A 22,397-nucleotide genomic window follows, 5' to 3' on the forward strand; every position below is an offset into this window, starting at 1 on the left:
CGGACATGCAGGCTGGGAAAGGGGGCGTGGCGGCACAGCCCCCTTTTAACATGGATTTAGGGTTAAAACGGAGTACAATGTGCAACATTCATGAGTGCTTATTTTATAGTCATGGTTTCCATGGACGAAACTGTGGACCGTGCGCCGTACGATTCTTACATCGACCGGGTGAAGCCGATTGTGGAAAGCTTCGGCGGGGAATATCTCGTACGCACGGAAGTGATTGACTCGCCTTTTCCCGGAGATAGGCCAGACAGGATGATTATCATCCGTTTTCCCAACCGGGAAAAACTGGATGAATGCTTTGCCAGTGAGGAGTATCGCCGGATCATGGCGCTGCGCACGGAAACGGTAAGGGCAAAGGCGTTTATTGCCGAAGGCTTGTGAAAGGCTTCCCTCAGGTTCGCTGCTTGAGGCGCGGTTGCCGGGTGACGGGGAAAATCTGCGGATTCATACATGTTTCCCTGATCCGGGAGAGGAGAAGATATCCGGTGGAATGCCCGTTCAACAGGACCGGGAAAGAAGGTATCCGGCTGTCTTTCTTTCTGCGGGGCAGTCGGGAATGTGGCGGGGATGCGTGAATTTTTTAGTGTGCTATAGGGGAATTCCGTGTTTTTTACTTTTCCGGCGGTTCTCTGGAGCAGGACGGGAATTTCTTTTCGGAATTATGCGGAATAATCTTGTTGGGATACTACATGGTTGCTGATGCTGAAATTCAGTCATCAATCCGCAGAAGAAACAGGCAGGCTGAGGCAAGACCTGCATAAATAGTTCCGTTTCTTTTTCTTCGTATCCTGTCTTCCGTATGTATCGCTCCACCGTGGCAGGCTGTCCCGGGTAGCATTGAAACAGAAGGGGCTGCCATGTTTGTTCCAGTGAATTTTTGAAGAGTCCGGCTCTCATGTTTGTTGTATCTGCGTTGGAGAAAAATATTTTTATGATTTTCCGTGCATTTTGCCGCCTTTCCAGGCGGCAGAAGAGCGAATGATGGCATTCCGTTTAATGAATGGGATAGGTCCGGCCCCACACGGGGCACGATATTCAATATCCCGGGCCGCATGAGGTTTTTGTTAAAGAAAATGCGGGCATTCGCCCTGCGGCAGCGTCATTAGTTGCGTTCTCTGCTGAACGGTGAACGGGAAGGGATATGTCTCATCAGCCAGCGGACGTTCGTTTCCGGCAGCGTTTCCTCCGGCAGAGTTGCCGGAGGGGAAATATGCCGGCGTGGCGTCTTTTTCCGGTAAAAGGTCATGAAAGTAGCCATCACGGGGTCCAGCGGATTCATAGGCAGCCATTTGTCCAAGCGCCTGGCGGTGCTGGGACATGAGGCGGTGCCCTTGTGGCGCTATTTGTTCACACAGGACAGCCTGGATTGTCTGGTGCAGTCGCTGGCGGGATGCGCCGCCGTGGTCAATCTGGCGGGGGCCCCTCTTGACCGCCGCTGGACGGATGCCTACAAGCTGGAATTGATGGACAGCCGGATCATGACCACGCGCAAGCTGGTGGAGGCGGTCAATCTTCTGCACGAACCTCCGGGAGTGATGATTTCCACGTCCGCCGTGGGATATTACAGTCCGGAAGGCTGCCATGGCGAGCACGACGATCCGGCGGAGGGTTCTTTTCTGGCTGAATTGTGCGAGGCCTGGGAAGCGGAGGCGGAACGCGTGAACGATCACGTCCGCCTGGTCCGTGTTCGGTTTGGCGTGGTGCTTTCCCCGGATGGCGGCGCGCTTCCCAAAATGATCATGCCGACCCGCTTCGGGGTGACGGTTTCCATAGGAAAGCCGGATCATGCCTTTTCCTGGGTGGCCCTGGACGATCTGGTGAATGCGCTGGCGTTTATCCTGGAGCACGGAGATGTTTCCGGACCGGTCAATGTGACGGCCCCCGAACGCACCACCAATGAGGAGTTTTATAAAGCCGTGGCGGAACATTTCCATACCAGGGTATCCGTCCGTGTTCCCGATGCCGCCGTACGGCTGGTGATGGGTGAGGCCTCCCAGGTGGTTACCAGCGGCCAGTGCGCCGAGCCGGAGACTCTCCTGCGCGAAGGCTTTGAATTCCAGTATCCCGGTATCAGTACGTTTTTCAATAAAGCATTTCCCGTCAAGTCATGAGTATGTTGCAAACCATCGTTACGTCCCTGTTTCACGGGCATTCCGTGAAAACCCCTGCCATGCCGGATTTCAATCTGGAACGTTATTTGGGAGAATGGCATGAGATCGCCCGCCTGGAGAATTGGTTTGAGCGCGGCTTGCGCAAGGTGTACGCCCGTTATGACCGTAGAGAAGACGGTACCGTTTCCGTGACTAACGGCGGTTATGACGCCCGTACCGGAGAGCGGCGCGAGGTGCATGCCCGCGCCAGGGTGGCAGATGCCCCGAACCATTTGAAAGTGTACTTCGTGCCAGTTCTGTACGGACGGTATGAGGTGGCTTTTGTGGATGAGTATTACACCCGTGCTGTGGTATCCGGCGGTTCCCTGAATTATTTGTGGCTGCTGTCCCGGAATCCCGACGTGGAAGAAGATCATTTGGAACAGATGCTGCGCTGTGCGCGGGATCTGGGGTATGATACGTCCCGGTTGATTTATTCCCATTCCTTTTGTCCGGCGGAGGCTGGAGTGGGGCAGTGCCGTTAACGGGCTTTCCGGGGCCGGGGCGTTTTTCCTTGGCAGACTTTTTCCTGTTTTCCCATCTTTCCGGGGTGCCCGGGAGCTGTGGAATTTTCCCTTTGCCCCCATTGGCCGATGGTCCTGGGGTATGAAGGTCCGGAATTTTAATTGCCGGAAAACGGCCCCGTTAATTTACGGCAAGGCGGTATTTCAGCCGTATTCCCTCATCACCGTAATACGACTGGGCGCTGGAAATTTTGGTCCCTGAAAGCTGTGTTTTCGGAATAGAAATGCTTTATTTGACGGTAGGGAAAAGAGTTTCTTTCTTCGTCTTTCGAGAGGGTTTTCCAGACGGGGGACGCCAGCCGCACAGGTTGAACGTGGCCGTGAGAGAAGCGGTTTTCAGGTTTACGAGCTTTTCTTTATGTAATTTATTGTTCGTAACGGCAGGGGCCGGAGTTGCAGGCGGACAGCGCCTTGAAGGGAAAGAGCCTGTAAAATAAAAACGGAGGAATGAATCGAATGCGCTTGCAATCGGGGCGGAGAAGTTTATGTTGTCATTCATCCAAACATTGGATGTTTGGATGAATGACCTAAAGAAGGAGTAACAATGGATATTATTCATGACAACGCCGCTGATCTCAGCGCATTGAACGGCAAGACCGTTGCCGTTATCGGATATGGCGCGCAGGGCCGCGCCCAGGCACTTTGCATGCGTGACTCCGGTGTGAACGTGATTATCGGCGTTCGCCCCGGCAAGTCTTTTGACGCCGCCACCCAGGAAGGTTTCCAGGTGATGAGCGTGGCTGAAGCCGCAGAAAAGGCGGACATCATCCACATTCTTCTTCCGGATGAAAGCCACGGTTCCGTGTACGAAGCTGAAATCAAGCCCCACCTGAAAGCCGGCAAGACGCTTTGCTGCTCCCACGGCTTCGCCTATGTGTTCAACACCATCGTTCCCCCCGCGGACGTGGACGTAATCATGGTGGCCCCCAAGGGACCGGGCACGGAAGTGCGCCGCGTGTTTGAAGAAGGCTTCGGCTGCCCCGGCCTCATTGCCGTGCACCAGAATCCCTCCGGCAAGGCCCGCGACGTGGCCCTTGCGATGGCGAAGGCAGAAGGCCTGACCCGCGGCGGCGTGCTGGAATGCACGATGGCCCAGGAAACTTATGAAGACCTGTTCGGCGAACAAAACGTGCTTTGCGGCGGTCTGGTGGACCTGATGAAGTACGGCTTTGAAACGTTGACGGAAGCCGGTTATCCCCCGGAAATGGCCTATTTTGAATGCGTGCATGAAGCCAAGCTGATCGTGGATCTGATCTACAACGGCGGCATCCAGAAGATGAATTCCGTGATTTCCAACACCGCCGAGTTCGGCGAGTACTACAACGGCCCGCAGATTCTGCCCGCCGACGTGAAGGAACGCATGAAGGAATCCCTGAAGCGCATCGAATCCGGCAAGTTCGCCAAGGACTGGCTGGAAGAAGCTGCGAAGGGCGCTCCCAACCTCAAGGCGAAGCGCGAAGCCCTGGGCCAGCACCCGGTGGAAATCGTGGGCGCCAAGATCCGCAGCCTGTTTGAAAGGAACTGACGTTTCTTTTGATTTTTTTCACGGGCCGCTCCTCCGGACGAGACGGAGCGGCCCGGACAATCATCGGGCTTCCCCGCGGAAGCCCTTCTTTTTCTGGATATGGACAATTTTCTGCCGGCCGTCAATGTGGAGAACGCCAGGGTGTACCTGGGCGGCCAGGAAATCCTGCACAATATTTCCTGGCAGGTGCGGCGCGGAGAGCGCTGTTTTATTCTGGGTGCGAACGGGGCCGGAAAGACCACCCTGGTCAAACTGCTGATGGGTTTTGCGTGGCCCCTGTTCGGCGCCAGAGTGCAGGTGTTGGGCAAAACGTTCGGGCACGTGAACCTGCTGGAGTTGCGCAAATCCATTGCGTGGGTGAGCCCGTTCATGCACAAGTGGCTGGAGGACGGGGCCTGGAACGGGCGCGACATGGTGCTTTCCGGGCCGGACGGAACGATCGGCCTTCTGCGCGAGCCGACCTTGGAAGAGGAGGAGAAGGCGGCCGGGATCATGAAGTCTCTGAAGGCGGAGCATTTGATGGACAGGCCCGTGGTGGCCATGTCTTCCGGAGAACAGGTGAAGGTGCTCATTGCCCGTGCGCTGATGACGAATCCGGAGTTGATGATTCTGGACGAGCCGAGCGTTTACCTGGACCTGGCTGGCCGCGAGTTTTTATTGAAGACCATTGAAGAGCTGGCGGCCACTCGGCCGGACCTGACCATGATTTTTATCACCCAGCGCATTGAGGACATTTTGCCGGTATTTGATTGCGGGATGATTCTGAAGTCCGGCGAGATCGTGGCGCGGGGCACCCGGGACGAGGTGCTGACGGAGGAGAATTTGAAGAACGCCTTTGATCTGGACATTCAGTTGATCAGGACGGACAAGGGGCGTCTCTGGACGGTGATTCGCTGAGATTTCCATGAAAAAAGGAAAACAGATGGATTTGAAGAAGCCCGTAAGGCTGTCTCTTTCCCGCCAGGTGCTCAATGCCATGGAGGCCATGATACGGTCCGGCCAATGGCAGGTGGGCGACCGCATTCCGGCGGAACCGGAGCTGGCCCGCGCCTTTTCCGTGAGCCACAATACCATCCGGGAAGCCCTTCAATCCCTGATCCACATGGGAATGCTGGAAGCCCGGCCCGGGGACGGCACATACGTGATGGCCTCCGACCGTTTTGCCGTGGCGGTCAGCAACCGGCTCCGGGAGTCGGAGCTGCCCCAGATTCTGGAAGCGCGTCTGGCGCTGGAAAAGGAAATTGCGCGCCTGGCCGCCGTGAAGAGGACGGAAGAGGATCTGGAGATTTTGGAGGCCGCATTGAAGGACTGCCATGCCAGGGTCAGACCGGGCATTGAAGACGACATGCTGTTCCATGCAGCCGTGGCCCGGGCCACGCACAACCCGGTGCTTGCGGAGCTGTACAATGTGATCATCCGCAACGTGCAGGAGAATCTGGAAAGCCTGCTTGAAGAGAAGCAGTACGATCCCGGAGCGATGAAGCTCCATGACGACCTTCTGGACGCCATCCGCGGCCGGAAAGCGGACGCCGCGGAGAACATTATTGTGAAAATCGTGGAGTTTGATACGGTCAGCATCAGCGGAGAGCCGCCGGAATAGGCCGTTCCGTTTCAGACCGTGTTTTCGATCAAGTGTGCCGCGTTCCTGCCGATGAATGGTTCCATCAATGAATATTATTGTCCCTGGTGCGGTTCCGTGCTGCCGGGGGAGGACGTCAATTTGCGAACCGGGCTTGCCCTGTGCCGTTCCTGCGGTTATACGGGAAAGGCGGATGATGTGAAGAGGGCCGGTTTCCGCGTGGAAAAGCCGTCGTGCATCACGCTGGACAAGTGCAGCATGAACGGGAGAAGGCTGGTTTACCGCCGCTTCGGCTGGGAGGGGCTTGCCCTGATGGTCTTTGCCGCCGTATGGGATTCGGCACTGGTCTCTTTCCTGTCCAATATTTTTTCTTCCTCCATCAGCAATATGCATGCAGCGGTTCTGCTGTTGTTTCTGCTTCCGTTCGTGCTGGCCGGCATAGTTGTTCCCGTCATGGGGCTCCTGCTGTTGTTCGGCAGGATGGTGGTGGAGGTGGGCCGTGGACAAGGTACCGTATTCCGGGGGATAGGACCGGTGGGGTGGAGCTGGCGGTTTTCCTTTTCCGGGAAGGAGACGGCGCGGGTTGTGGAAGTGAAATCACCCAAGGGGGCCGTTCTCCAGCTTGTTGCCGTTCCTCAGCCGGGCGGGAAGGATTTCCGTTTCGGCTGGGGGAACCAGGATGTTCAAGTGGCCGAATACATTTGTGCGTGGCTGAACCGGAAATCCGTTTAGGAATGCCGTCATGGCGGGCGGGCAGTTCCGGTTGTTTCCGGTCGCGCACTGTTGATGTGAAGCGGAGAGGTTGTGCGGGATATGGAAATCGGATTGTTTGAGGGTTAAGGCGTATTTGTACTTTCCAGAACCGGGGAATATGTTAGATTAACCGTCAATGACTGCCCCGGTTGAATTGAGATGCCCGCAGTGCGGCGCTCCGTTGGCGATGGAAGATGTGAATGTGGCTGCGGATGTCATCCTGTGCCGCTCCTGCAATTGCACAGGCAAATTTTCCGATCTGGTTCAGGAGAAGAATGATGAGGAAATTCTGGAGACTCTTCCATGCCGCATGAAGGTGATGAAAACGCCGCGCGGCCTGGAAGTGACGTACAGGAAATCAAAGGCCATCGGATTTTTCTTTTTGTTTTTTGCCCTGTTCTGGAACGGCTTTTTGTGTGTTTTCCTGTTCAGTTCTTCCGGAAAGGAAAGAACCGGAAGTTTGATTGAACAGTTGTTTTTCATTCCTTTTATCCTGGTGGGGATTGGGGTACTGGCCGGCGCCGTTTATGCGTTGTTCGGCCGCATGACGCTGACGTTGAATCCCGGCCGGGGCGAACTGTTCCGCGGGGTGGGGGATATGGGCCGCCGCCAGAAGTTTCTTCTGGCCAAGGATGCCCGCATTACCATTGAAGACAGCAGCATGCGGCAGAATGACAGGGTGCTGCACAAGATCGTGGTGGAGCAGCCGGGCGGCAAGCCGTTCCAGTTTGGCACGGGAATTGCGGAAGAGGAGGCGCAGCAGTATGTAGCGGCCCTGTTGCGGCAGATGAGGGACTAGCTCACGGCATTTCCGGTGCAGTGCCTGATTATCCGGAATATCATGAAACGACTTTCATGGCTGCTTTTTTTCAAGTGAACTGTCCGAAGTGCGGAGCACCTCTGCTGCCGGAGAATGTGAATGTAGCCAGGAACGTGTTCCTGTGCCGCGCCTGTTCCCGCATGGGAAAATTTTCGGAACTGATGCAGACGGAGGAAGAAAAGGGGATTCCGGAAGTCATGCCGCACGGAGTTTCGGTTGCCAAGGACATGCACGGCATCGTACTGCACTTCGGGAAGATGAAGAAGGAGGGCTTTTTCCTGCTGCTGTTTTCCCTGGTCTGGAATGCGATGATCTCCTTTTTCCTGTACGTCATGGCTTCCGGAAAGCCTTATACCTTGAACGGCGTCAAGAAGACCGGCATGGACGAAACTGCGCTGCTGTTCATCATTCCATTTGTGCTGATAGGCGCTGCTACCTTGTTTGGGGCCATGTTCCTTCTGTTCGGTGCCGCAAAACTGGCATTGAGGCCGGGCCGGGGGGAATTGTTCCGGGGATTGTGGGGCGTGGGCAGGAGGCAGCGGTTCCTTTTGGCGAAGGGCGCCCGGATTGCCTTGGAGGATGAGGGCGGTGGAAGGGTGCTTGTTTCTGTGGAACAGCCGTCCGGCAGACCGTTCCTATTCGCTATGACGGCCATGGATACGGAAATGGGGAAGTACCTTGCGGCGGTGCTCAGACAGTGGAGGGAATAGGCTTTTTTGATAGATCCATTCATGGAGATACGTAGATTTAGCCAAATGATCAGGAAATTATACACGGTACTGGCCTTTGCGGGACTTTTTTGTTCCGTGGCTGTAGCGGAAACTCACACGGCCGCCCGGCCGAATATGATTGTCATTCTGGCGGATGATTTGGGATACGGGGATTTGGGATGCACGGGCTCCAAGCAGATTCCGACTCCTTCCATAGACAGGCTGGCAAAAGAGGGCGTGTTCTGTTCCCGCGCGTATGTGACGGCTCCCATGTGCGCCCCCTCCCGCATGGGACTGTTGACCGGACGGTTCCCGAAGCGCTACGGCATCACCACCAACCCCAATTCCAAAGTAGACTATTTGCTGGAATCCCATTACGGGCTGCCCCTGACGGAAAAGCTGATTCCCGAATATTTGAAGCCTTTCGGCTACCGGAGCGCCGTATTCGGCAAATGGCATCTGGGCCATACGAAGGGGTTTACCCCTCCGGAACGGGGATTTACCCATTGGTGGGGATTCCTGGGCGGCTCCCGCGATTATTTCCCCCGGAAAAAGGAGATAGAGGGCTTGAATCCGTCCGCCATTGAGTCTAACTTCACGGACAAGACGGGCATTACCTACCTGACGGACGACATTACGGGCAGGGCCGTGGAGTTTCTGAATGAAGCGAAGCAGGACAAGAAGCCGTTTTTCATGTTCGTCTCCTACAATGCGCCGCACTGGCCCATGCAGGCCAAGCCGGAAGACATAGCCCTGTTCAAGAATATCCAGAACCGGGAGCGCAGATTGTATTGCGCCATGGTGTACGCCATGGACAAGGGCATAGGGCGCATTCTGGACACCCTGAAAAAAGACGGCCTGGACGGAAACACCATGGTGGTTTTCCTTTCCGACAACGGCGGAGCGCCGGAGGCCCCGTCCTGCAACGCTCCGTTCCGTGGTCACAAGAGGCTGCATTTTGAGGGCGGCGTGCGTGTGCCGTTCATCATCAAATACCCGGCGGACAAGAGGCTTGTGCCCGGAAGCGTGTGCAAGCAGCCTGTGTCCACGGTGGACCTGCTTCCGGCCCTGCTGAAAGCTAATGGAGCAGAGATCCCCAAAAATCTGGACGGGATGGATATCCTGTCCCTGGTGGGGAACCGAACGGGCGAGGTGCCGCGAACGATGTTCTGGTGCACGGATTACACTTCCGCCGTGATGGATGGAGACCTGAAGTACCTGCTGGTGCCGGACCGTGCCCCGCAGTGCTACCGCGTCAGCAACGACTATCAGGAACAGAAGGATCTTTATTTCCAGAATCCCGCGCTTGCCGTACCTCTGGCACAGAAGCTGGGTTCCTATCTGACGGAGACTCCAGCCTGCCGTTATCCCGACAGCATTCAGTGGTCCTCCAAGCTGTTGAAGGAATATTCCAGGGCGGCCAGGCCGGAAGTGCAGCCGGGCAAGTAAGCCGGACTGTACCAGGTACGCAAGTTTTTTTCGTCCATGCCTTCCGGGACCAGGGTTACGGAAGGCATGGGGACTTCCCCTCAAAAGATTGCGGGGAAATATGAAATGAGAGGGATTCTGCAGTGTTCAAAATGATATTCATGGAAATGATGCTGTTGATTTATTGAAACCCGGATTTCAGGTTACTAACAATTATGGATAAAAATACTCGATCCCATCAATATTTCGCGAACCTCATGGAGGGAATATATCCTGCATCGCCCCTGCCGAGTGATGAACAATTTAAAATATGTATCAATTTCCTGGATGGTGAATCTTTTGCGCTCCCTGTAATTGAATTTTGCCATTATGCGCATGCCAGAAAAATAAACTGGATTGCATGTTCATGGAAACGGGATCTGCTTCCTCTTAAGTATGATACGACAATTTTACCGTCTTATATTTTTTCAACAACGTTTCTTAGATATTATTTCCCGTCATGCTTAAAATTGACTGTCGAATATTTTTTGGGTGATTATCATGAAGACGACATCGGGAATATCGACTCTTTTGTACAACATTCCATTGACAGTATCATTAATAATTACGATGCATTGAATGCAAGTGAGAAGAAGTTGATATCGGAAATATCAGAGCTGATAGAGAATAACTCATTTTACGATTATAAAAGCGAGTGCATGGAACTGAAAAGAATAATGATGTGCTGAGGATGCGGCGAAGAAAGAACATACGAGATTATGAACGGTTTCTCAGCAGGCAATGAAATGATATAATAAAAATACTGAAACAGACCATTATGAAGGAATGTAGTCTTTTTCGCAAGTCTCTGATTATAATATTTCGATGATTTTCAAAGGTAAATAAATTGCGGTGAAAATATTTTCACCTTTCGAAGGCAAAAATTATCCTGATAGTTATCAATAAATAATAAGTAAAGATTGTTGCTGTCGGCCGCCTTTCCATGTTGCGGTACCCATGATGAGGCTGCTCCTGGTTGTAGTGTTTGAGTCATTCGTTAAAAATCTTCTGGAGTTTTCCCGCGCTGGTATAAAATTTCTGTCCAGGGCTATGTCAAAAAACTCTTCCTCGGACGCCCTGTTGAAATGTCCCGTAAAGCCGTTTGTTTTAGGCGTTGCGGTACATGCTTTACGACGTTCAATACCGTTTAGCTCCGGGTAGATTTCATCATGGTGAGGGGTAAAGCTTGCCGCAGTATTTTCTCCCATGAACCGTCAGGATGGTTTCTATGTTCAAGCCGTGCTTCTCATGGATGGTAACGCGTCGTTATGCAGATGAGAGCTGCATGGTCGGGAAATTTGCCCATGTACAGGCAGACTCTTCTAACTTCCTTGAGTTTTCCCGCATAGAGGATGTCCTGACAGAGCTGGTACTTGGGAGGTTTGCTTTCCACATACCGTTCCTTGGAGTAGGGGATGGCTTTTCCGATGAATTTAATCTGCTCTGCGCTGAGCTGTTTGCCCTGGATAAGGTGCTCTTCTTCCAGCTTCAAGAGCTGTTTTATATGGCTGCCTTCCTTTTGCGGATTTTGATCGACCAGTTCCAGGATGCGTTTTCAACTTCGTCTGATGTGGTTTGAGGGTGCGTCTTATGGATTGGAGGCAGATCTAGTAAATCTTCAAAGCCTTGTTCCTTGAAAACGTTTGCGGTATTCGTAGAATTGGGCAGGTGAGATGTCTCTTTCCCGACATACCCGGCTGGCATTGTCGAGTTCTTCGGCGAGTTTGGGGTCTCAAGGCGCTGGGGCTTGATTGGGTTTCGGCTTTTGTTTCCTTTTTGGTACTGGAGTTGAATCTAGTTGGTAAGATGCCCGACTATGAATTTACAGGACTTGTGTGTAATATATTTGTTCTTTCCAAGACAGGAATTTCAATAATGCAGGGCTCCTGCGGGCAAAGATTCTTCCGGACGGATGAAAGGAACGGTTTTACCTGCCGGAAATGTTGAGTTTGAAACGTGATTTTTTTGCAGTGAAGCATAGTTTCGCTTGATTGGTAACAAGGGCTGCATATTTTTTTTCGCTCATATTTTTTTTGATTTTTTTTGATGAGTGTAATTTTTAATATATGTTCGTTTTATTTGTGTTGTGATTATTTTCTAACATTTTTTGCTAGGCCCAGTTGATTTTATATATATAGTTTTTGGATATTGTATGAATATTTACATGTCCCTCTCTAGATCAATAGAATTAAGGAAGAATACATCAGGAAGTTACAAGGTCAGATTGACCATTGACCGTGGAAACAAATATTGCGGAGCCAGAAAGTCTCTCGGACTGGGTACTCACCAGGAAGAGTGTGCGTTAAGGCGCGCTTATCTGATACGGTGTTTGCTGTTTCATATGGGGTGGTTTCCCGGAGGAAAGATTGCCGTAAAGAGACAGCCGGGAAAGGATGGCAAGAGGATTTTCTGGTCGGGTGTAGAGCATTCCCAATATGATGAGATTCTAAAGATAGGGAGAAGAGGAGGACACCTGAAGGAGGGCGGGACCATGATGATTTGGTATCAGGTTAACGGCGATGAGGTTGTCCGATGTCATCGGCTGCGCATTTCCGGCTGGAAGACGAACGACCGGGAAGGCGATTTGAAGGTGCTGACGCATGGATTGCAGCATTGTGCGACGGAACAGCGTCAGAATCCCTGCCGGATTTTGAGTATTCAGATTGCTCCGGATCCAGATGCAGCAGGGCAGGAGGAGCATTGACCGGTTTACTGAGGAATAAGGGATGTAGAACAAAGTAGTATTTGGGAAGGGGATTTTGTCCCAAGACCCGGATATGAGTTCAGCTATAACGGAAATGGCAGTGAATTTTAAAGGGAGATAGGGGAGATAGGGGAGATAGGGGATGGATGGCGGGTCTGACCGTTTTCTCTTTTGTTTTATGCGTGTAAAAAAGGCCCCGGAGGAAAAAATCCGTCCGGGGCCTGAAAAGGGAAGAATAAAGTATGTTATTTTTTAGCGGGCAGTTTCACCTGGATGTGAATGTCACGCAGCTGGCGTTCTTCCGCCGGGGCCGGAGAGTCGCTCATGAGGTCCACGCCGCGGTTGTTTTTCGGGAAAGCAATGACTTCGCGAATGGATTCCGCATCACAGATCATCATGACCAGGCGGTCCAGGCCCAGCGCCAGACCGCCGTGGGGAGGAGCCCCGAAGCTGAAAGCGTCCAGGATATGCCCGAATTGTTCGCGGGCCTGTTCTTCCGTGATGCCGAGCGCCTTGAACATGGCGGATTGCAGGTCGCGTTCGTGAATTCGGATGGAACCGCCACCGAGTTCCGTACCGTTGAGCACCACATCGTAAGCCTGGGCGCGGAGGTCGGCAGAGAGTTCTCCCTTGAGCAGTTTTTCCTCGTCTTCCTTGACGGGACGGGTGAACGGATGGTGGATGGCCGCCCAGCGCTGTTCTTCCTCATCCCAGCCGAGCAGGGGGAATTCGATGACCCACAGGAAGTCGCGCTCCTTGTTGTCCTTGAGAAGTTCCATGAATTCGGCGCATTGCAGGCGCACGCGGCCCAGGATGTCGCAGGAGGGTTCCCACGGACCGGCGGCAAAGAGAATGAGGTCTCCGGTTTCAATGTCCAGGGCTTCCGTGAGTTTCTGCTTTTCTTCTTCAGAAAGGAATTTGGAGATGGGGCTTCTCCAGTCGTCTTCACGCACTTTGATGTAGGCCAGCCCCTTGGCTCCGGCTTCCACGGCGGTTTTCGTGAGGGTGTCTATCTGACCGACGGAGGCGGTTCCGAAGCCCTTGGCGTTGATGGCCTTGACCACGCCGCCATTTTGCACGGCGGAGGCGAATACCTTGAAGCCGCTGTTTTCAAAGATGGAGGAGACGTCCGTGAGTTTCATGCTGAAGCGGCGTTCCGGCTTGTCGGAGCCGTATTGGTCCATGGCTTCCTTCCAGGTCATGCGCGGGAAGGGAGTGGGAATGTCCACGTCCAGGGCTTCCTTGTACACGCGCTTGAGTAGTCCTTCCACCAGGTTGTAGATGTCTTCCGGCGTGATGAAGGAGGCTTCAATGTCCACCTGCGTGAATTCCGGCTGCCGGTCCGCGCGCAGGTCTTCGTCGCGGAAGCAGCGGGCAATCTGAAAGTAGCGTTCCATGCCCGCTACCATGAGAAGCTGTTTGTACTGCTGGGGCGCCTGGGGCAGGGCATAGAATTTGCCGGGGGCCAAACGGGAGGGGACCAGGAAGTCGCGCGCGCCTTCCGGCGTGGATTTGGAGAGGATGGGGGTTTCAATTTCCAGGAAGCCGTGTTCATCCAGATAGTCCCGCGTGGTTTTGGTGACGCGGTGGCGGATCTGCATGTTGCGGGCCATGGAGGGACGGCGCAGGTCCAGAAAGCGGTATTTGAGGCGCAAGTCTTCGTTGGAGAGGGCCCGGTCCAGCTGGAAGGGGAGCACATCCGCCTTGTTGATGACGTTGAGGGCATTGGCGGAGACTTCGATTTCCCCGGTGGGAAGGTCTGCATTGGTGGTGTCCACTGTGTCCGTTTTCAAGCGGGCTTCCACCGTGCCGGAGATTTGGATCATGTCCTCGGAGCGGAGCTGCTGGGATGCCCTGGCCACGTCCTGGCTGACTTCCGGATGGAAGACTGCCTGGGTGATGCCGGTGCGGTCGCGCAAGTCGATAAATATGACGCCGCCGTGGTCGCGGACGGAGTCTACCCAGCCGATGAGGGTGGTCGGCTTGCCAATGTCCGCAGCGCGCAATTCGCTGCAGGTATGAGTGCGGTATGAGTTCATCTTTGTTTGAAATGGATGGTGGTGAAATGCTGGATCAGGCACGGTTCGCGACGGTTGCAATGGAGTCGAACAGGTCTTCCATGGCTATTTGGGCGGAGGTGCGTGCCGTCAGGTCGCGCAGTTCCAGGGTGGGGAATTCATCGCCGACCACCAGGGCAAGACGTGCCCCGGATTTGACGGCTTTCTGCATCTGTCCGTTGAATTTGGTGAAGGTCAGGGGGATGTCCACGCTGTAGCCCTGGTCACGGAGGGCCGAGGCGATGGAGAGTACTTCCGCACGGCGGTTTTCGGACGCTTGTATGATGAAGACGTCACATCCCGCGGCCGCCAGCGCCGCTTCTTTCAATGCCCTGGCACGAGGCGTCTGGTCGATGAGATGGCCGATGACGGCGTCTCCCATGGCGAAGCCTGTTGCGGGCATGTCCACCGCATTGCCGGAGAGGGCGGCCACGAGGGTGTCGTACCGACCTCCGCCGGCTACGGCGCGCAGGCTTCTTTGCGTGTCAAAGATTTCAAAGACCAGGCCGGTGTAGTACGCCAGGCCGCGGACTACGGAGAGGTCCAGCTTGACATAGGTTTCCAGGCCGCGAGCCGTCAGGTCCTTCAGCAGGGTTTCGTAGCGTTCGGAAGCTCCGGCAGGCGGGTTTTCAATGAAGTCCACGAGGTTGTTGCGGCTGATGCCGAAGGCATCCAGCTTGCGCTGGCATTCTTCCGGACGGTCGCGTTCGAATTTGTCCACGATACCAAGGAAAAGGGGGATGTCCTGTTCCTGTACACCGTGTTCCGCAGCGAACCTGATCCAAGCTTCACGGTCGGAGACGCGGACGATGAAGTCATTCTGCGTGAAGCCCAGTTCCCTCATGCAGTCGATAGCCAGGGCAATGAGTTCAGAGTCCGCCCAGGCGGAGCTTTCCCCCAGAATGTCCGCGTTGAACTGGTAGAATTCGCGCAGGCGTCCTTTTTGCGGTTTTTCGTAACGGAAGCAGGAGCCAATTTCAAACCACTTGAGCGGCTTGGTGTATTCCCGCTGGTACGCGGCGGCGATGCGTCCCAGGGAAGCCGTCAGTTCCGGGCGGATGGTGATGTCCCGTTCCCCCTGGTCCATGAAGCGGAAGAGCTGGGTGGGCAGTTCGCCTCCGCTTTTTTTCAGGTACAGTTCCGTGGCTTCCACCGTGGGGCCTTCCCATTCCAGGAATCCGTAGCGGTGCGCCACTCTTTTCCACACGTCAAAGAGGTAGTTGCGCACGGCGCAGTCCGCCGGGGAGAAGTCGCGGAATCCGGGAAGTGGTTGAAAGCGAGCGTCTGGCATAACCTGAGTAAAGGAATGTTAACTGAGGACGAAACAGTTTACAGGATTTTAATGCCTTGGCAAGCCCACATACTTACGATGAAGGAATTTCAAAGGAAAAGACATGAGCGGCCATGGCCGGAGCGGGTGATGAAGAAAGATGCTGATGCAGAAGGGGAACAGCGAGAATTTGAATTGTGTTTTAAGGCAATAAGATTATTCTTTGGAAATAATTGCCTTATTCCAATGATGGTGCGTGTTTTTCCCATTGCCTGTATTCTGGTTGCCGCCTGCATGCCTGAGACTGCTTTGGGCAGGGAGATGGGGCCCGATCCTTTGAAGGATTTACAGTATGATTTGAAGGAGGGCAACAAGATTGCCGAGAAGATAATTCGTTTATTGAAAAGTGTGAGAGAAAGGCAGCGTCTGGGTCCCGATGTACAGAAGAAGTCTGACGAAGATACTGTAAGAGCCCTTACAGTGGATGCCTGGAATGTCATGATCATTACAGGCAGGACGAGTTATTCTCCCGAATTATTGCGTTCCCGGGAAGCGTTGGAAGCAAAGGAGCTTGCATGTGTCCAGAGAGGAATTCTGGATGAAGCTGTGGACAGCTTTTTCCGCGACGGATTGATGGATGATGTGATTTGCAACGGAATCATGGATATATATCAGGCCATGGAAAGATGTTTTTGGGGAAAGACCGTTTTTCATGAGAATGGCCGGAAGGGTGCCTTTTCCCTCCTGCCCCCCTGCCTGTATGAGTATTTGGCCGTGAGCGTTTCCAGGCATGTGGAGGAGGTTAGGTCTATTCTAAAGAAGGCCGGGGCAGGGGAAGGAGACCAGGAGGCTGTGAAAGAATTGTGGAAAAAGGATTTTTCCTTATGGGATATTCAGAATTTGGCTGTATTGGCAAAAGATATGGTTATGCAGGAAGATATAGGGATACCGTGGGCACATGAGATAAGAATGGCGGCCGGAAGGCTTGACGCCGCCGTGAAGGAGCTGGAGGAAGGCGGGTATATGACGGAGCGCCTTGCCCAGGCCGTCGATCTGGTGTACATGCGGCTGGCCCTTCCCCGGCAGAGATATTCCGGAGCGGGAAATTCCCAATAAGGCCCTTTTGTTTATTGGAAAACGCGGCGTTTTTATTTGACCGGGAGACGGTATGACATAGGATAAGTGAGAAAGATTCACTTTTTCTGAATCAAATATCAGTATTGATTATGTGTAAAGATTGCGGATGCGGAGGTGAACACACCCATGAAGGACACGCCCACGGCATGGACGTCCATGTTCCCGTGCTGGATGCCAATGACCGTTTGGCGGAACGCAACAGAGGTTTTTTTGAAGCAAAGAAGCTGCTGGTCATCAATGTATTTTCCTCTCCCGGCTCCGGCAAGACATCCTTGCTGCAAAAGACGGCGGAGATGTTGAGGAACCGTGTCAGAATGGGGGTGATTGTTGGAGACCTGGCTACGGATCATGACGCCGAACGCCTGAGCCGTGCGGATATTCCCGTAGTGCAGATTACCACCGGCACGATGTGCCATTTGGATGCCCGCATGATTGCGGAGGCGATGAAGCGGATGCCGCTGGATGACCTGGATGTGCTGGTGATTGAGAATGTGGGGAACCTGGTGTGTCCCGCTTCCTATGATTTGGGGGAAGGAATGCGCGTGGTCCTGCTTTCCGTCACGGAAGGGGAAGACAAGCCTTTGAAGTATCCCCCCATGTTCCATTCCGCAGACGTGGCCCTGGTGACCAAGTCGGATCTGGCGGATGCCGTAGATTTTGACCGGGATGCCGCGCTGGCGGCTCTGAACAAGGTGGCTCATCACGCGCGCGTGGTTGAGTTGTCTTCCAAGACAGGGGAAGGAATGGATATTTGGTGCGGGGAGATTGAGGAACGGGTGCGCCGCATTCGTTCAGGAAGAGTTCAGGAGCATGTCCACCATCACCATTGAACAGGCTGTTTCAGCCTTGAAGATCGACATTACCGGCATGGTTCAGGGGGTCGGCTTCCGGCCCCACGTGTATCGGCTGGCCTCGCGTTTCGGCCTGAAAGGCTTCGTGCGCAATACGGAGTCCGGCGTGGAGATCCGCGTGGAGGGAGATGCGGGGGATGCCGAACGTTTTTTTGCGGAATTGATGGAAAGCCTGCCGGAACATGCCCGCGTTTACGGAACGGAACAGACCGTTTGCGAGCCTGCCGGGTATGAAGAGTTCCTGATTTTGGAGAGCGATCCCGCTTCCGGCGGCGTGCCGATCATGCTGCCGGACCTGGCTCCGTGCCCGGAGTGCCTCCGGGAGATGCGCGATCCGTCTTCCCGGCGCTATCATTATCCTTTTACCAACTGTACCCATTGCGGTCCCCGTTATTCCATTATCGAGTCCATGCCGTACGACCGCTCCGGAACCAGCATGAAGGGGTTCCGGATGTGTCCGGAATGCATGAAGGAGTACCAGGACGTGGGGGATCGGCGTTTCCATGCCCAGCCCATCGCCTGCCCGGAATGCGGGCCTTCCATGAAGGTGTTGTTTTCAGATGGTTCCGAGCTGGGCTTCGGCCACGGTTTTGATACCCCTGCGGCTCAGGTGGCATGGGTGCTGGCGGACGGCCTGATTGTGGCCCTCATGGGGGTGGGCGGTTTCCAGTTGCTGGCAGATGCCGCGTCCGAAGGAGCCGTCAGACGGCTGAGGAAGCTGAAGGGGAGGGATGCCAAGCCGTTTGCCGTGATGGTGCCGGATATGGCTGCGGCAGAGGCTCTGTGCCATTTGACGGAGGAGGAGAAGCGGCTGCTGGCGTCTCCCGAGGCTCCCATCGTACTGGCGGTCAAGAGGAAGAATGTGGATTTGGCGCCTTCCGTATGCATGTTCAGCCGTTTTGCCGGGATTATGCTGCCGTCTTCCCCGGTGCATGCGCTGCTGATGGATATGTGGAGAAAGCCTCTCGTGGTGACCAGCGGCAATTTGAGCGGGGAGCCTTTGTGCATTTCCGTGGAAGAGGCGTTGCAGAAGCTGGAGAATGCGGCGGACGTGTTTTTCGTGCACGACCGGCCGATCGTGCGTCCGGTGGATGATTCCGTGGTGCGCGTGGCGGGCGGCAGAACCATGATGGTGCGCCGGGCCCGCGGTTATGCGCCCCGGCCTGTATGGCGCACCGCGCCGGAGGCGCCTAAGGTGCTGGCTCTCGGCTCCGGGTTGAAGAATACCGTTTGCTGGCTGAAGGATGGCGTGGCCGTGATGAGCCAGCATCTGGGGGATTTGGACAGCGCCGCCGCCCTGCGCGCTTTTGAGCGGACGGTGGAAGTTCTGGGGAGTACCTTGAAGGCCGTGCCGGATGTGATTGCCGTGGACGCCCATCCGGACAATCCGACGGCAGCGCTCGCCCGGCGTTTGGCCAGGGAATGGGGCGTTTCCGTTTTTCCCGTACAGCATCATCAGGCGCATGTGCTTGCCTGCGCCGCAGAGAATGGAACTCCTTTCCCCGCCCTGGGCGTAGCCTGGGACGGAACGGGGTTCGGCACGGATGGAACGGTGTGGGGTGGTGAGTTTTTTATCATGGAGGAGCAGGGTGCTCCCAAACGGGTGGCGCGGATCAGGCCGTTCCTGCTGCCCGGCGGGGATGAAGCGGTGAAGGAGCCGGCCCGCTGCGCCTGCGCCCTGGCCCGGCAAATGGCTGAGTGGGGGACGGATGGACTGTTCCGGCGCCTGGAGCACGGAATTCCTCCCCGGAAGCGGCAGGCTCTGGAAACGATGATGGAGCGGCATGTTCATTGCCCGGCAACGTCTTCCATGGGGAGGCTGTTTGATGCGGTGGCGTTCTGGTGCGGTTTTGACGGTGCGGCGGGGTGCGAAGGCCATGCCGCCATGGTGCTGGAGTCTTGGGCAGCCTCCCTTCCCGAAGACGGCCCGGAGGGCGATTCGTACGAATGGGTGATGCATGAAGAAGGCAGCCTGCTGGAGCTGGACTGGAGACCCGTTCTGAAAGCGTTGAATGATGATTTGCTGGCCGGTGTTTCCCGTTGCCGGATGGCCCGGAAGTTTCATGAAAGCCTCGTGAACCTGGTGTTTGATGTGGCGGAGCGTTTTTCCCAGGACAGGCTGGTGCTGGGAGGCGGCTGCTTTCAAAATGCGTTTTTGCTTGAAGGCCTGATGGGCATGGCGCAGTCTAGGGCGTGCGTTTTGTCGCTGCCGCAGCGCGTCCCCTGCAATGACGGAGGGATTTCCCTGGGGCAGGCGGCCGCCGCCGTGCGTCAATGGAAAGGATAAAGTATGTGTTTGGCCGTTCCCGGAAAAATCGTAAGCGTTCATGAAAAAGATCCTCTGTTCCGCCTGGGCGTGGTGGATTTCGGCGGAGTGACGCGGGAAGTGAATCTGGCCTGCGTGCCGGAAGCGGAGGTGGGGAGTTACGTTATTGTGCATGTGGGAATGGCCCTGAGCGTGCTGGATGAGGAAACCGCCCTTGAGACAAGGAGGGAGATGCGCGAGATCGTGGAGAATTCCGAACCCGTGTGAGGGCCGTTTCATCCGGATAACAGGAAGATTTGCTCGTCGAATTTATGCAGGAGGAAGTTTATCAACTGCTTGATGACCTGAATCATGCCGTTACGCGCCCGTGGGCGGTGATGGAAGTGTGCGGCGGCCAGACGCATGCGATCGCTTCCCTGGGACTGGAAGAATTGCTTCCGCCGGAGCTGCGCCTGATTCACGGCCCCGGCTGCCCGGTCTGCGTCACCTCCGTGGATTTGATTGACCGGGCCGTGGAGCTGAGTCTCAAGCCTGGTGTGGCTGTGTGCAGTTACGGCGATATGATGAGGGTTCCTGGTTCCCACGGGGATTTGCTGTCCGCCAAGGCGTGCGGCGGGGATGTCCGGCTGATGTATTCTCCGCTGGAGGCTGTTGCGCTGGCGGGGGCCAATCCCGGTCTGGACGTGGTGTTTTTTGCCGTGGGTTTTGAGACTACCGCTCCGGCTACGGCGCTGGCCATGCAGCAGGCGCGTGCCCTGGGGTATGCCAATTTTTCCGTGCTTTGCGCCCATGTTCTGGTGCCTCCCGCCCTGGAATGGCTGATGGACCAGCAGGAAGGAAGGCCGGATGGCTTCCTGGCTCCTGGACATGTTTGCGCCGTGACGGGGGAGAAGGATTACGGGCGTCTTGCCGAGCGCTACCGGGTGCCGATGACGGTTACCGGGTTTGAAGGAACGGACCTGCTCCACGGCATTCTAATGTGCGTCCGTCAGCTTGAGGCCGGGGAGCATGGAGTCCGGAATGCCTACCGGCGTTACGCAAGGCCGGTAGGGAATCCAGCCGCCAAAAGGCGGATGGAAGATGTTTTTGAAACGGAGGATCGTCATTGGCGCGGGCTGGGGCTGATACCGGACGGCGGCATGAAGGTGCGATCGGAATGGCGGCATATGGATGCTTCCGTCCGTTTTGACTGCCGCGCCTGTGACGGCACGGCGGATGAGGCTTCCGGCTGCATGGCCGGGCAGGTGCTGCGCGGTTTGCTGAAGCCGGTGGAATGCCCCCATTTCGCTTCTTCCTGTACGCCGCTGAATCCGCTGGGGGCTCCCATGGTGTCCGGGGAAGGGGCCTGTGCGGCCTATTACCGCTATAAAAGGAGCTGATTTTATTTCTTATGTTTGAGTGTCCTGTTCCAGAATCCGTTTCCGACCGCATCCAGATGGCTCACGGCGGCGGTGGCCGCCTGATGAATGACCTGATCCGCTCCGTGTTTCTGGAGGCTTTCGGTTCTCCGTCCGGCAGCGTGCAGAATGATTCCTCCGTGTTGCCTTTTCCTGCAGGGCGTCTGGCGGTGACAACGGATAGCTTCGTGGTGCAGCCCCTGGAGTTTCCCGGCGGCAATATCGGCTCCCTGGCCGTTCACGGGACGGTGAATGATTTGGCCATGAGCGGCGCGGAACCGCTGTACCTGACGGCGGGGTTCATTCTGGAGGAGGGGCTTTCCCTGAATGTCCTGAACAGAGTGGTACGCTCCATGGCTGAGGCTGCCCGTCTGGCGGGCGTTCGTATCGTCACAGGGGATACGAAGGTGGTGGAACGGGGAAAGGGCGATGGTATTTATATCAATACCGCCGGGGTGGGAGCGGTGCCGCATGATTTGGAGATCAGCCCTGCCTCCGTGCGTCCGGGGGATGTCGTTCTGCTGAGCGGGGATTTGGGCAGGCACGGCATGACGATCATGGGCCTGCGGTCGGGGTTGTCCTTTGGCGAAGATTTGTGCAGTGATTCGGCGCCTCTTCATGAGTCCGTAGCCGCGCTGATCCGTGCCGGGATTCCCGTGCATTGCCTGAGGGACGTGACCCGCGGCGGTTTGACGGCCACTCTTTCAGAGATTGCAGAGGCTTCCGGGCTCACAGTGAAGCTGGATGAAATGTCCATTCCGGTCCGGGATGACGTGAGGGCTGCGTGCGGCCTGCTGGGATTGGACCCGCTGCAAGTGGCGTGCGAAGGGCGTTATCTCGCGATTTTGCCCGGAGAATATGAAGATGAGGCGTTGCGCCTGATGCGCAGTTGCAGCGTTTCCTCCGGGGCCTGTCTGGTTGGCCGGGCGGAGGAGTTCGGGGCGGCTCCCCTGCTGATGAAGGGCAGACTGGGCGTGGAGCGGGTACTTGGCATGCCGTCCGGCATGCAGCTTCCGAGGATTTGCTGAGGACGGGACGGTTGAAAGCGCCATTCCTGGCGGCAATTTTCCGTTCCGGATTTCAGCAGGGAAGCGGATGACCCGCTTCCCTGCCGGTTCCATGGTTTTCATAGGGAATTGCCGGAGCGGCTGCGTGAGCCGTCAATGATGCGGCAGCCGGCT

At 55.5% G+C, this 22,397-nt stretch carries 21 protein-coding genes; 18 read left to right on the forward strand and 3 right to left on the reverse strand.

Annotated features, from left to right (window positions below):
- Positions 1-90 precede the first annotated feature (90 nt).
- The 10 genes from V3C19_RS02840 to V3C19_RS02885 all read left to right on the forward strand — a co-directional run bounded on the left by V3C19_RS02840 (position 91) and on the right by V3C19_RS02885 (position 9,516).
- Positions 91-387: a DUF1330 domain-containing protein gene (locus V3C19_RS02840; protein WP_130083103.1), complete on the forward strand. Its 297-nt coding sequence runs from the start codon at positions 91-93 to the stop codon at positions 385-387.
- Between the two features lie 863 nt (positions 388-1,250).
- A complete protein-coding gene (locus V3C19_RS02845) occupies positions 1,251-2,117 on the forward strand; it encodes a TIGR01777 family oxidoreductase (protein WP_295874171.1) in 867 nt (288 codons plus the stop codon).
- Positions 2,114-2,641 carry a lipocalin family protein gene (locus tag V3C19_RS02850; RefSeq protein WP_295931709.1) on the forward strand — a complete coding sequence of 176 codons (528 nt, stop codon included), beginning with the start codon at positions 2,114-2,116 and terminating at the stop codon, positions 2,639-2,641. The genes V3C19_RS02845 and V3C19_RS02850 overlap by 4 nt, the downstream gene beginning before the upstream one ends.
- Positions 2,642-3,224: 583 nt before the next feature.
- On the forward strand, positions 3,225-4,205 hold the full coding sequence (gene ilvC / locus V3C19_RS02855) for a ketol-acid reductoisomerase (protein ID WP_130083100.1): 981 nt from the start codon (positions 3,225-3,227) through the stop codon (positions 4,203-4,205).
- A 99-nt stretch (positions 4,206-4,304) separates the two neighbouring features.
- Entirely contained in the window at positions 4,305-5,102 is a 798-nt protein-coding gene (locus tag V3C19_RS02860; RefSeq protein WP_130083099.1) for an ATP-binding cassette domain-containing protein, read from the forward strand.
- Between the two features lie 7 nt (positions 5,103-5,109).
- Positions 5,110-5,805 carry a FadR/GntR family transcriptional regulator gene (locus V3C19_RS02865; protein ID WP_130083098.1) on the forward strand — a complete coding sequence of 232 codons (696 nt, stop codon included), beginning with the start codon at positions 5,110-5,112 and terminating at the stop codon, positions 5,803-5,805.
- 18 nt (positions 5,806-5,823) lie between these two features.
- Positions 5,824-6,516, forward strand: coding sequence for a hypothetical protein (locus tag V3C19_RS02870; RefSeq protein ID WP_130083097.1), 693 nt, complete (start codon positions 5,824-5,826; stop codon positions 6,514-6,516).
- A 157-nt stretch (positions 6,517-6,673) separates the two neighbouring features.
- Positions 6,674-7,336 (forward strand): hypothetical protein, encoded by a 663-nt coding sequence (locus V3C19_RS02875; RefSeq protein ID WP_130083096.1) that lies wholly within the window; start codon positions 6,674-6,676, stop codon positions 7,334-7,336.
- A gap of 56 nt (positions 7,337-7,392) precedes the next feature.
- Entirely contained in the window at positions 7,393-8,067 is a 675-nt protein-coding gene (locus tag V3C19_RS02880; RefSeq protein WP_130083095.1) for a hypothetical protein, read from the forward strand.
- A 45-nt stretch (positions 8,068-8,112) separates the two neighbouring features.
- Positions 8,113-9,516 carry a sulfatase-like hydrolase/transferase gene (locus V3C19_RS02885; RefSeq protein WP_161981207.1) on the forward strand — a complete coding sequence of 468 codons (1,404 nt, stop codon included), beginning with the start codon at positions 8,113-8,115 and terminating at the stop codon, positions 9,514-9,516.
- A gap of 917 nt (positions 9,517-10,433) precedes the next feature.
- On the opposite strand, the gene V3C19_RS02890 is transcribed toward V3C19_RS02885, so the two are convergent.
- A complete protein-coding gene (locus V3C19_RS02890; protein WP_295931702.1) occupies positions 10,434-10,742 on the reverse strand; it encodes a hypothetical protein in 309 nt (102 codons plus the stop codon).
- Positions 10,743-10,786: 44 nt separating this feature from the next.
- Here V3C19_RS02890 and V3C19_RS02895 point away from each other — a divergent pair, with 44 nt between their 5' ends.
- The gene (locus tag V3C19_RS02895; protein WP_149874287.1) at positions 10,787-11,113 is read left to right on the forward strand and encodes a hypothetical protein; all 327 of its coding nucleotides are present in this window, start codon (positions 10,787-10,789) and stop codon (positions 11,111-11,113) included.
- A gap of 762 nt (positions 11,114-11,875) precedes the next feature.
- Positions 11,876-12,238 carry a hypothetical protein gene (locus tag V3C19_RS02900; RefSeq protein ID WP_149874169.1) on the forward strand — a complete coding sequence of 121 codons (363 nt, stop codon included), beginning with the start codon at positions 11,876-11,878 and terminating at the stop codon, positions 12,236-12,238.
- A gap of 245 nt (positions 12,239-12,483) precedes the next feature.
- Here V3C19_RS02900 and aspS read toward each other — a convergent pair whose 3' ends face one another.
- Together aspS and hisS are read right to left on the reverse strand one after the other, a co-directional pair.
- A complete protein-coding gene (aspS, locus tag V3C19_RS02905) occupies positions 12,484-14,277 on the reverse strand; it encodes an aspartate--tRNA ligase (RefSeq protein WP_130083090.1) in 1,794 nt (597 codons plus the stop codon).
- A gap of 34 nt (positions 14,278-14,311) precedes the next feature.
- A complete protein-coding gene (gene hisS, locus V3C19_RS02910; RefSeq protein ID WP_130083089.1) occupies positions 14,312-15,586 on the reverse strand; it encodes a histidine--tRNA ligase in 1,275 nt (424 codons plus the stop codon).
- Between the two features lie 15 nt (positions 15,587-15,601).
- On the opposite strand from hisS, the gene V3C19_RS02915 reads away from it, so the two are divergent.
- The 6 genes from V3C19_RS02915 (at position 15,602) to hypE (ending at position 22,244) form a co-directional block, all read left to right on the forward strand.
- Complete coding sequence (locus V3C19_RS02915) at positions 15,602-16,681, forward strand: hypothetical protein (RefSeq protein WP_295874152.1); 1,080 nt, start codon at positions 15,602-15,604, stop codon at positions 16,679-16,681.
- A 110-nt stretch (positions 16,682-16,791) separates the two neighbouring features.
- Positions 16,792-17,532, forward strand: coding sequence for a hydrogenase nickel incorporation protein HypB (gene hypB / locus V3C19_RS02920; RefSeq protein ID WP_130083087.1), 741 nt, complete (start codon positions 16,792-16,794; stop codon positions 17,530-17,532).
- Positions 17,513-19,840, forward strand: a complete 2,328-nt coding sequence (hypF, locus tag V3C19_RS02925; protein ID WP_295874149.1) for a carbamoyltransferase HypF — start codon at positions 17,513-17,515, stop codon at positions 19,838-19,840. Before hypB ends, hypF begins: the two co-directional genes overlap by 20 nt.
- Positions 19,841-19,843: 3 nt before the next feature.
- Entirely contained in the window at positions 19,844-20,086 is a 243-nt protein-coding gene (locus V3C19_RS02930) for a HypC/HybG/HupF family hydrogenase formation chaperone (RefSeq protein ID WP_067571190.1), read from the forward strand.
- Between the two features lie 44 nt (positions 20,087-20,130).
- The gene (gene hypD, locus V3C19_RS02935; RefSeq protein ID WP_330937147.1) at positions 20,131-21,198 is read left to right on the forward strand and encodes a hydrogenase formation protein HypD; all 1,068 of its coding nucleotides are present in this window, start codon (positions 20,131-20,133) and stop codon (positions 21,196-21,198) included.
- A gap of 11 nt (positions 21,199-21,209) precedes the next feature.
- Positions 21,210-22,244: a hydrogenase expression/formation protein HypE gene (gene hypE / locus V3C19_RS02940; protein WP_295931692.1), complete on the forward strand. Its 1,035-nt coding sequence runs from the start codon at positions 21,210-21,212 to the stop codon at positions 22,242-22,244.
- The last annotated feature ends 153 nt before the right edge of the window (positions 22,245-22,397 follow it).

It is taken from the genome of Akkermansia sp. AE01SA01, assembly GCF_036417395.1.
Taxonomy (GTDB): domain Bacteria; phylum Verrucomicrobiota; class Verrucomicrobiia; order Verrucomicrobiales; family Akkermansiaceae; genus Akkermansia.

Bases quoted from the DNA above. Each gene is read 5' to 3' on its own strand.
- V3C19_RS02880 (WP_130083095.1), top strand. From the start codon at position 7,393: ATGGCTGCTTTTTTTCAAGTGAACTGTCCGAAGTGCGGAGCACCTCTG.
- V3C19_RS02875 (WP_130083096.1), top strand. From the start codon at position 6,674: ATGACTGCCCCGGTTGAATTGAGATGCCCGCAGTGCGGCGCTCCGTTG.
- ilvC (WP_130083100.1), top strand. From the start codon at position 3,225: ATGGATATTATTCATGACAACGCCGCTGATCTCAGCGCATTGAACGGC.
- V3C19_RS02895 (WP_149874287.1), top strand. From the start codon at position 10,787: ATGGTAACGCGTCGTTATGCAGATGAGAGCTGCATGGTCGGGAAATTT.
- hypE (WP_295931692.1), top strand. From the start codon at position 21,210: ATGTTTGAGTGTCCTGTTCCAGAATCCGTTTCCGACCGCATCCAGATG.
- hypF (WP_295874149.1), top strand. From the start codon at position 17,513: ATGTCCACCATCACCATTGAACAGGCTGTTTCAGCCTTGAAGATCGAC.
- V3C19_RS02885 (WP_161981207.1), top strand. From the start codon at position 8,113: ATGATCAGGAAATTATACACGGTACTGGCCTTTGCGGGACTTTTTTGT.
- hypD (WP_330937147.1), top strand. From the start codon at position 20,131: ATGCAGGAGGAAGTTTATCAACTGCTTGATGACCTGAATCATGCCGTT.
- V3C19_RS02860 (WP_130083099.1), top strand. From the start codon at position 4,305: ATGGACAATTTTCTGCCGGCCGTCAATGTGGAGAACGCCAGGGTGTAC.
- V3C19_RS02845 (WP_295874171.1), top strand. From the start codon at position 1,251: ATGAAAGTAGCCATCACGGGGTCCAGCGGATTCATAGGCAGCCATTTG.
- hypB (WP_130083087.1), top strand. From the start codon at position 16,792: ATGTGTAAAGATTGCGGATGCGGAGGTGAACACACCCATGAAGGACAC.
- hisS (WP_130083089.1), bottom strand. From the start codon at position 15,586: ATGCCAGACGCTCGCTTTCAACCACTTCCCGGATTCCGCGACTTCTCC.
- V3C19_RS02850 (WP_295931709.1), top strand. From the start codon at position 2,114: ATGAGTATGTTGCAAACCATCGTTACGTCCCTGTTTCACGGGCATTCC.
- V3C19_RS02890 (WP_295931702.1), bottom strand. From the start codon at position 10,742: ATGGGAGAAAATACTGCGGCAAGCTTTACCCCTCACCATGATGAAATC.
- V3C19_RS02930 (WP_067571190.1), top strand. From the start codon at position 19,844: ATGTGTTTGGCCGTTCCCGGAAAAATCGTAAGCGTTCATGAAAAAGAT.
- aspS (WP_130083090.1), bottom strand. From the start codon at position 14,277: ATGAACTCATACCGCACTCATACCTGCAGCGAATTGCGCGCTGCGGAC.
- V3C19_RS02840 (WP_130083103.1), top strand. From the start codon at position 91: ATGAGTGCTTATTTTATAGTCATGGTTTCCATGGACGAAACTGTGGAC.
- V3C19_RS02865 (WP_130083098.1), top strand. From the start codon at position 5,110: ATGAAAAAAGGAAAACAGATGGATTTGAAGAAGCCCGTAAGGCTGTCT.
- V3C19_RS02900 (WP_149874169.1), top strand. From the start codon at position 11,876: ATGGGGTGGTTTCCCGGAGGAAAGATTGCCGTAAAGAGACAGCCGGGA.
- V3C19_RS02915 (WP_295874152.1), top strand. From the start codon at position 15,602: ATGTTAACTGAGGACGAAACAGTTTACAGGATTTTAATGCCTTGGCAA.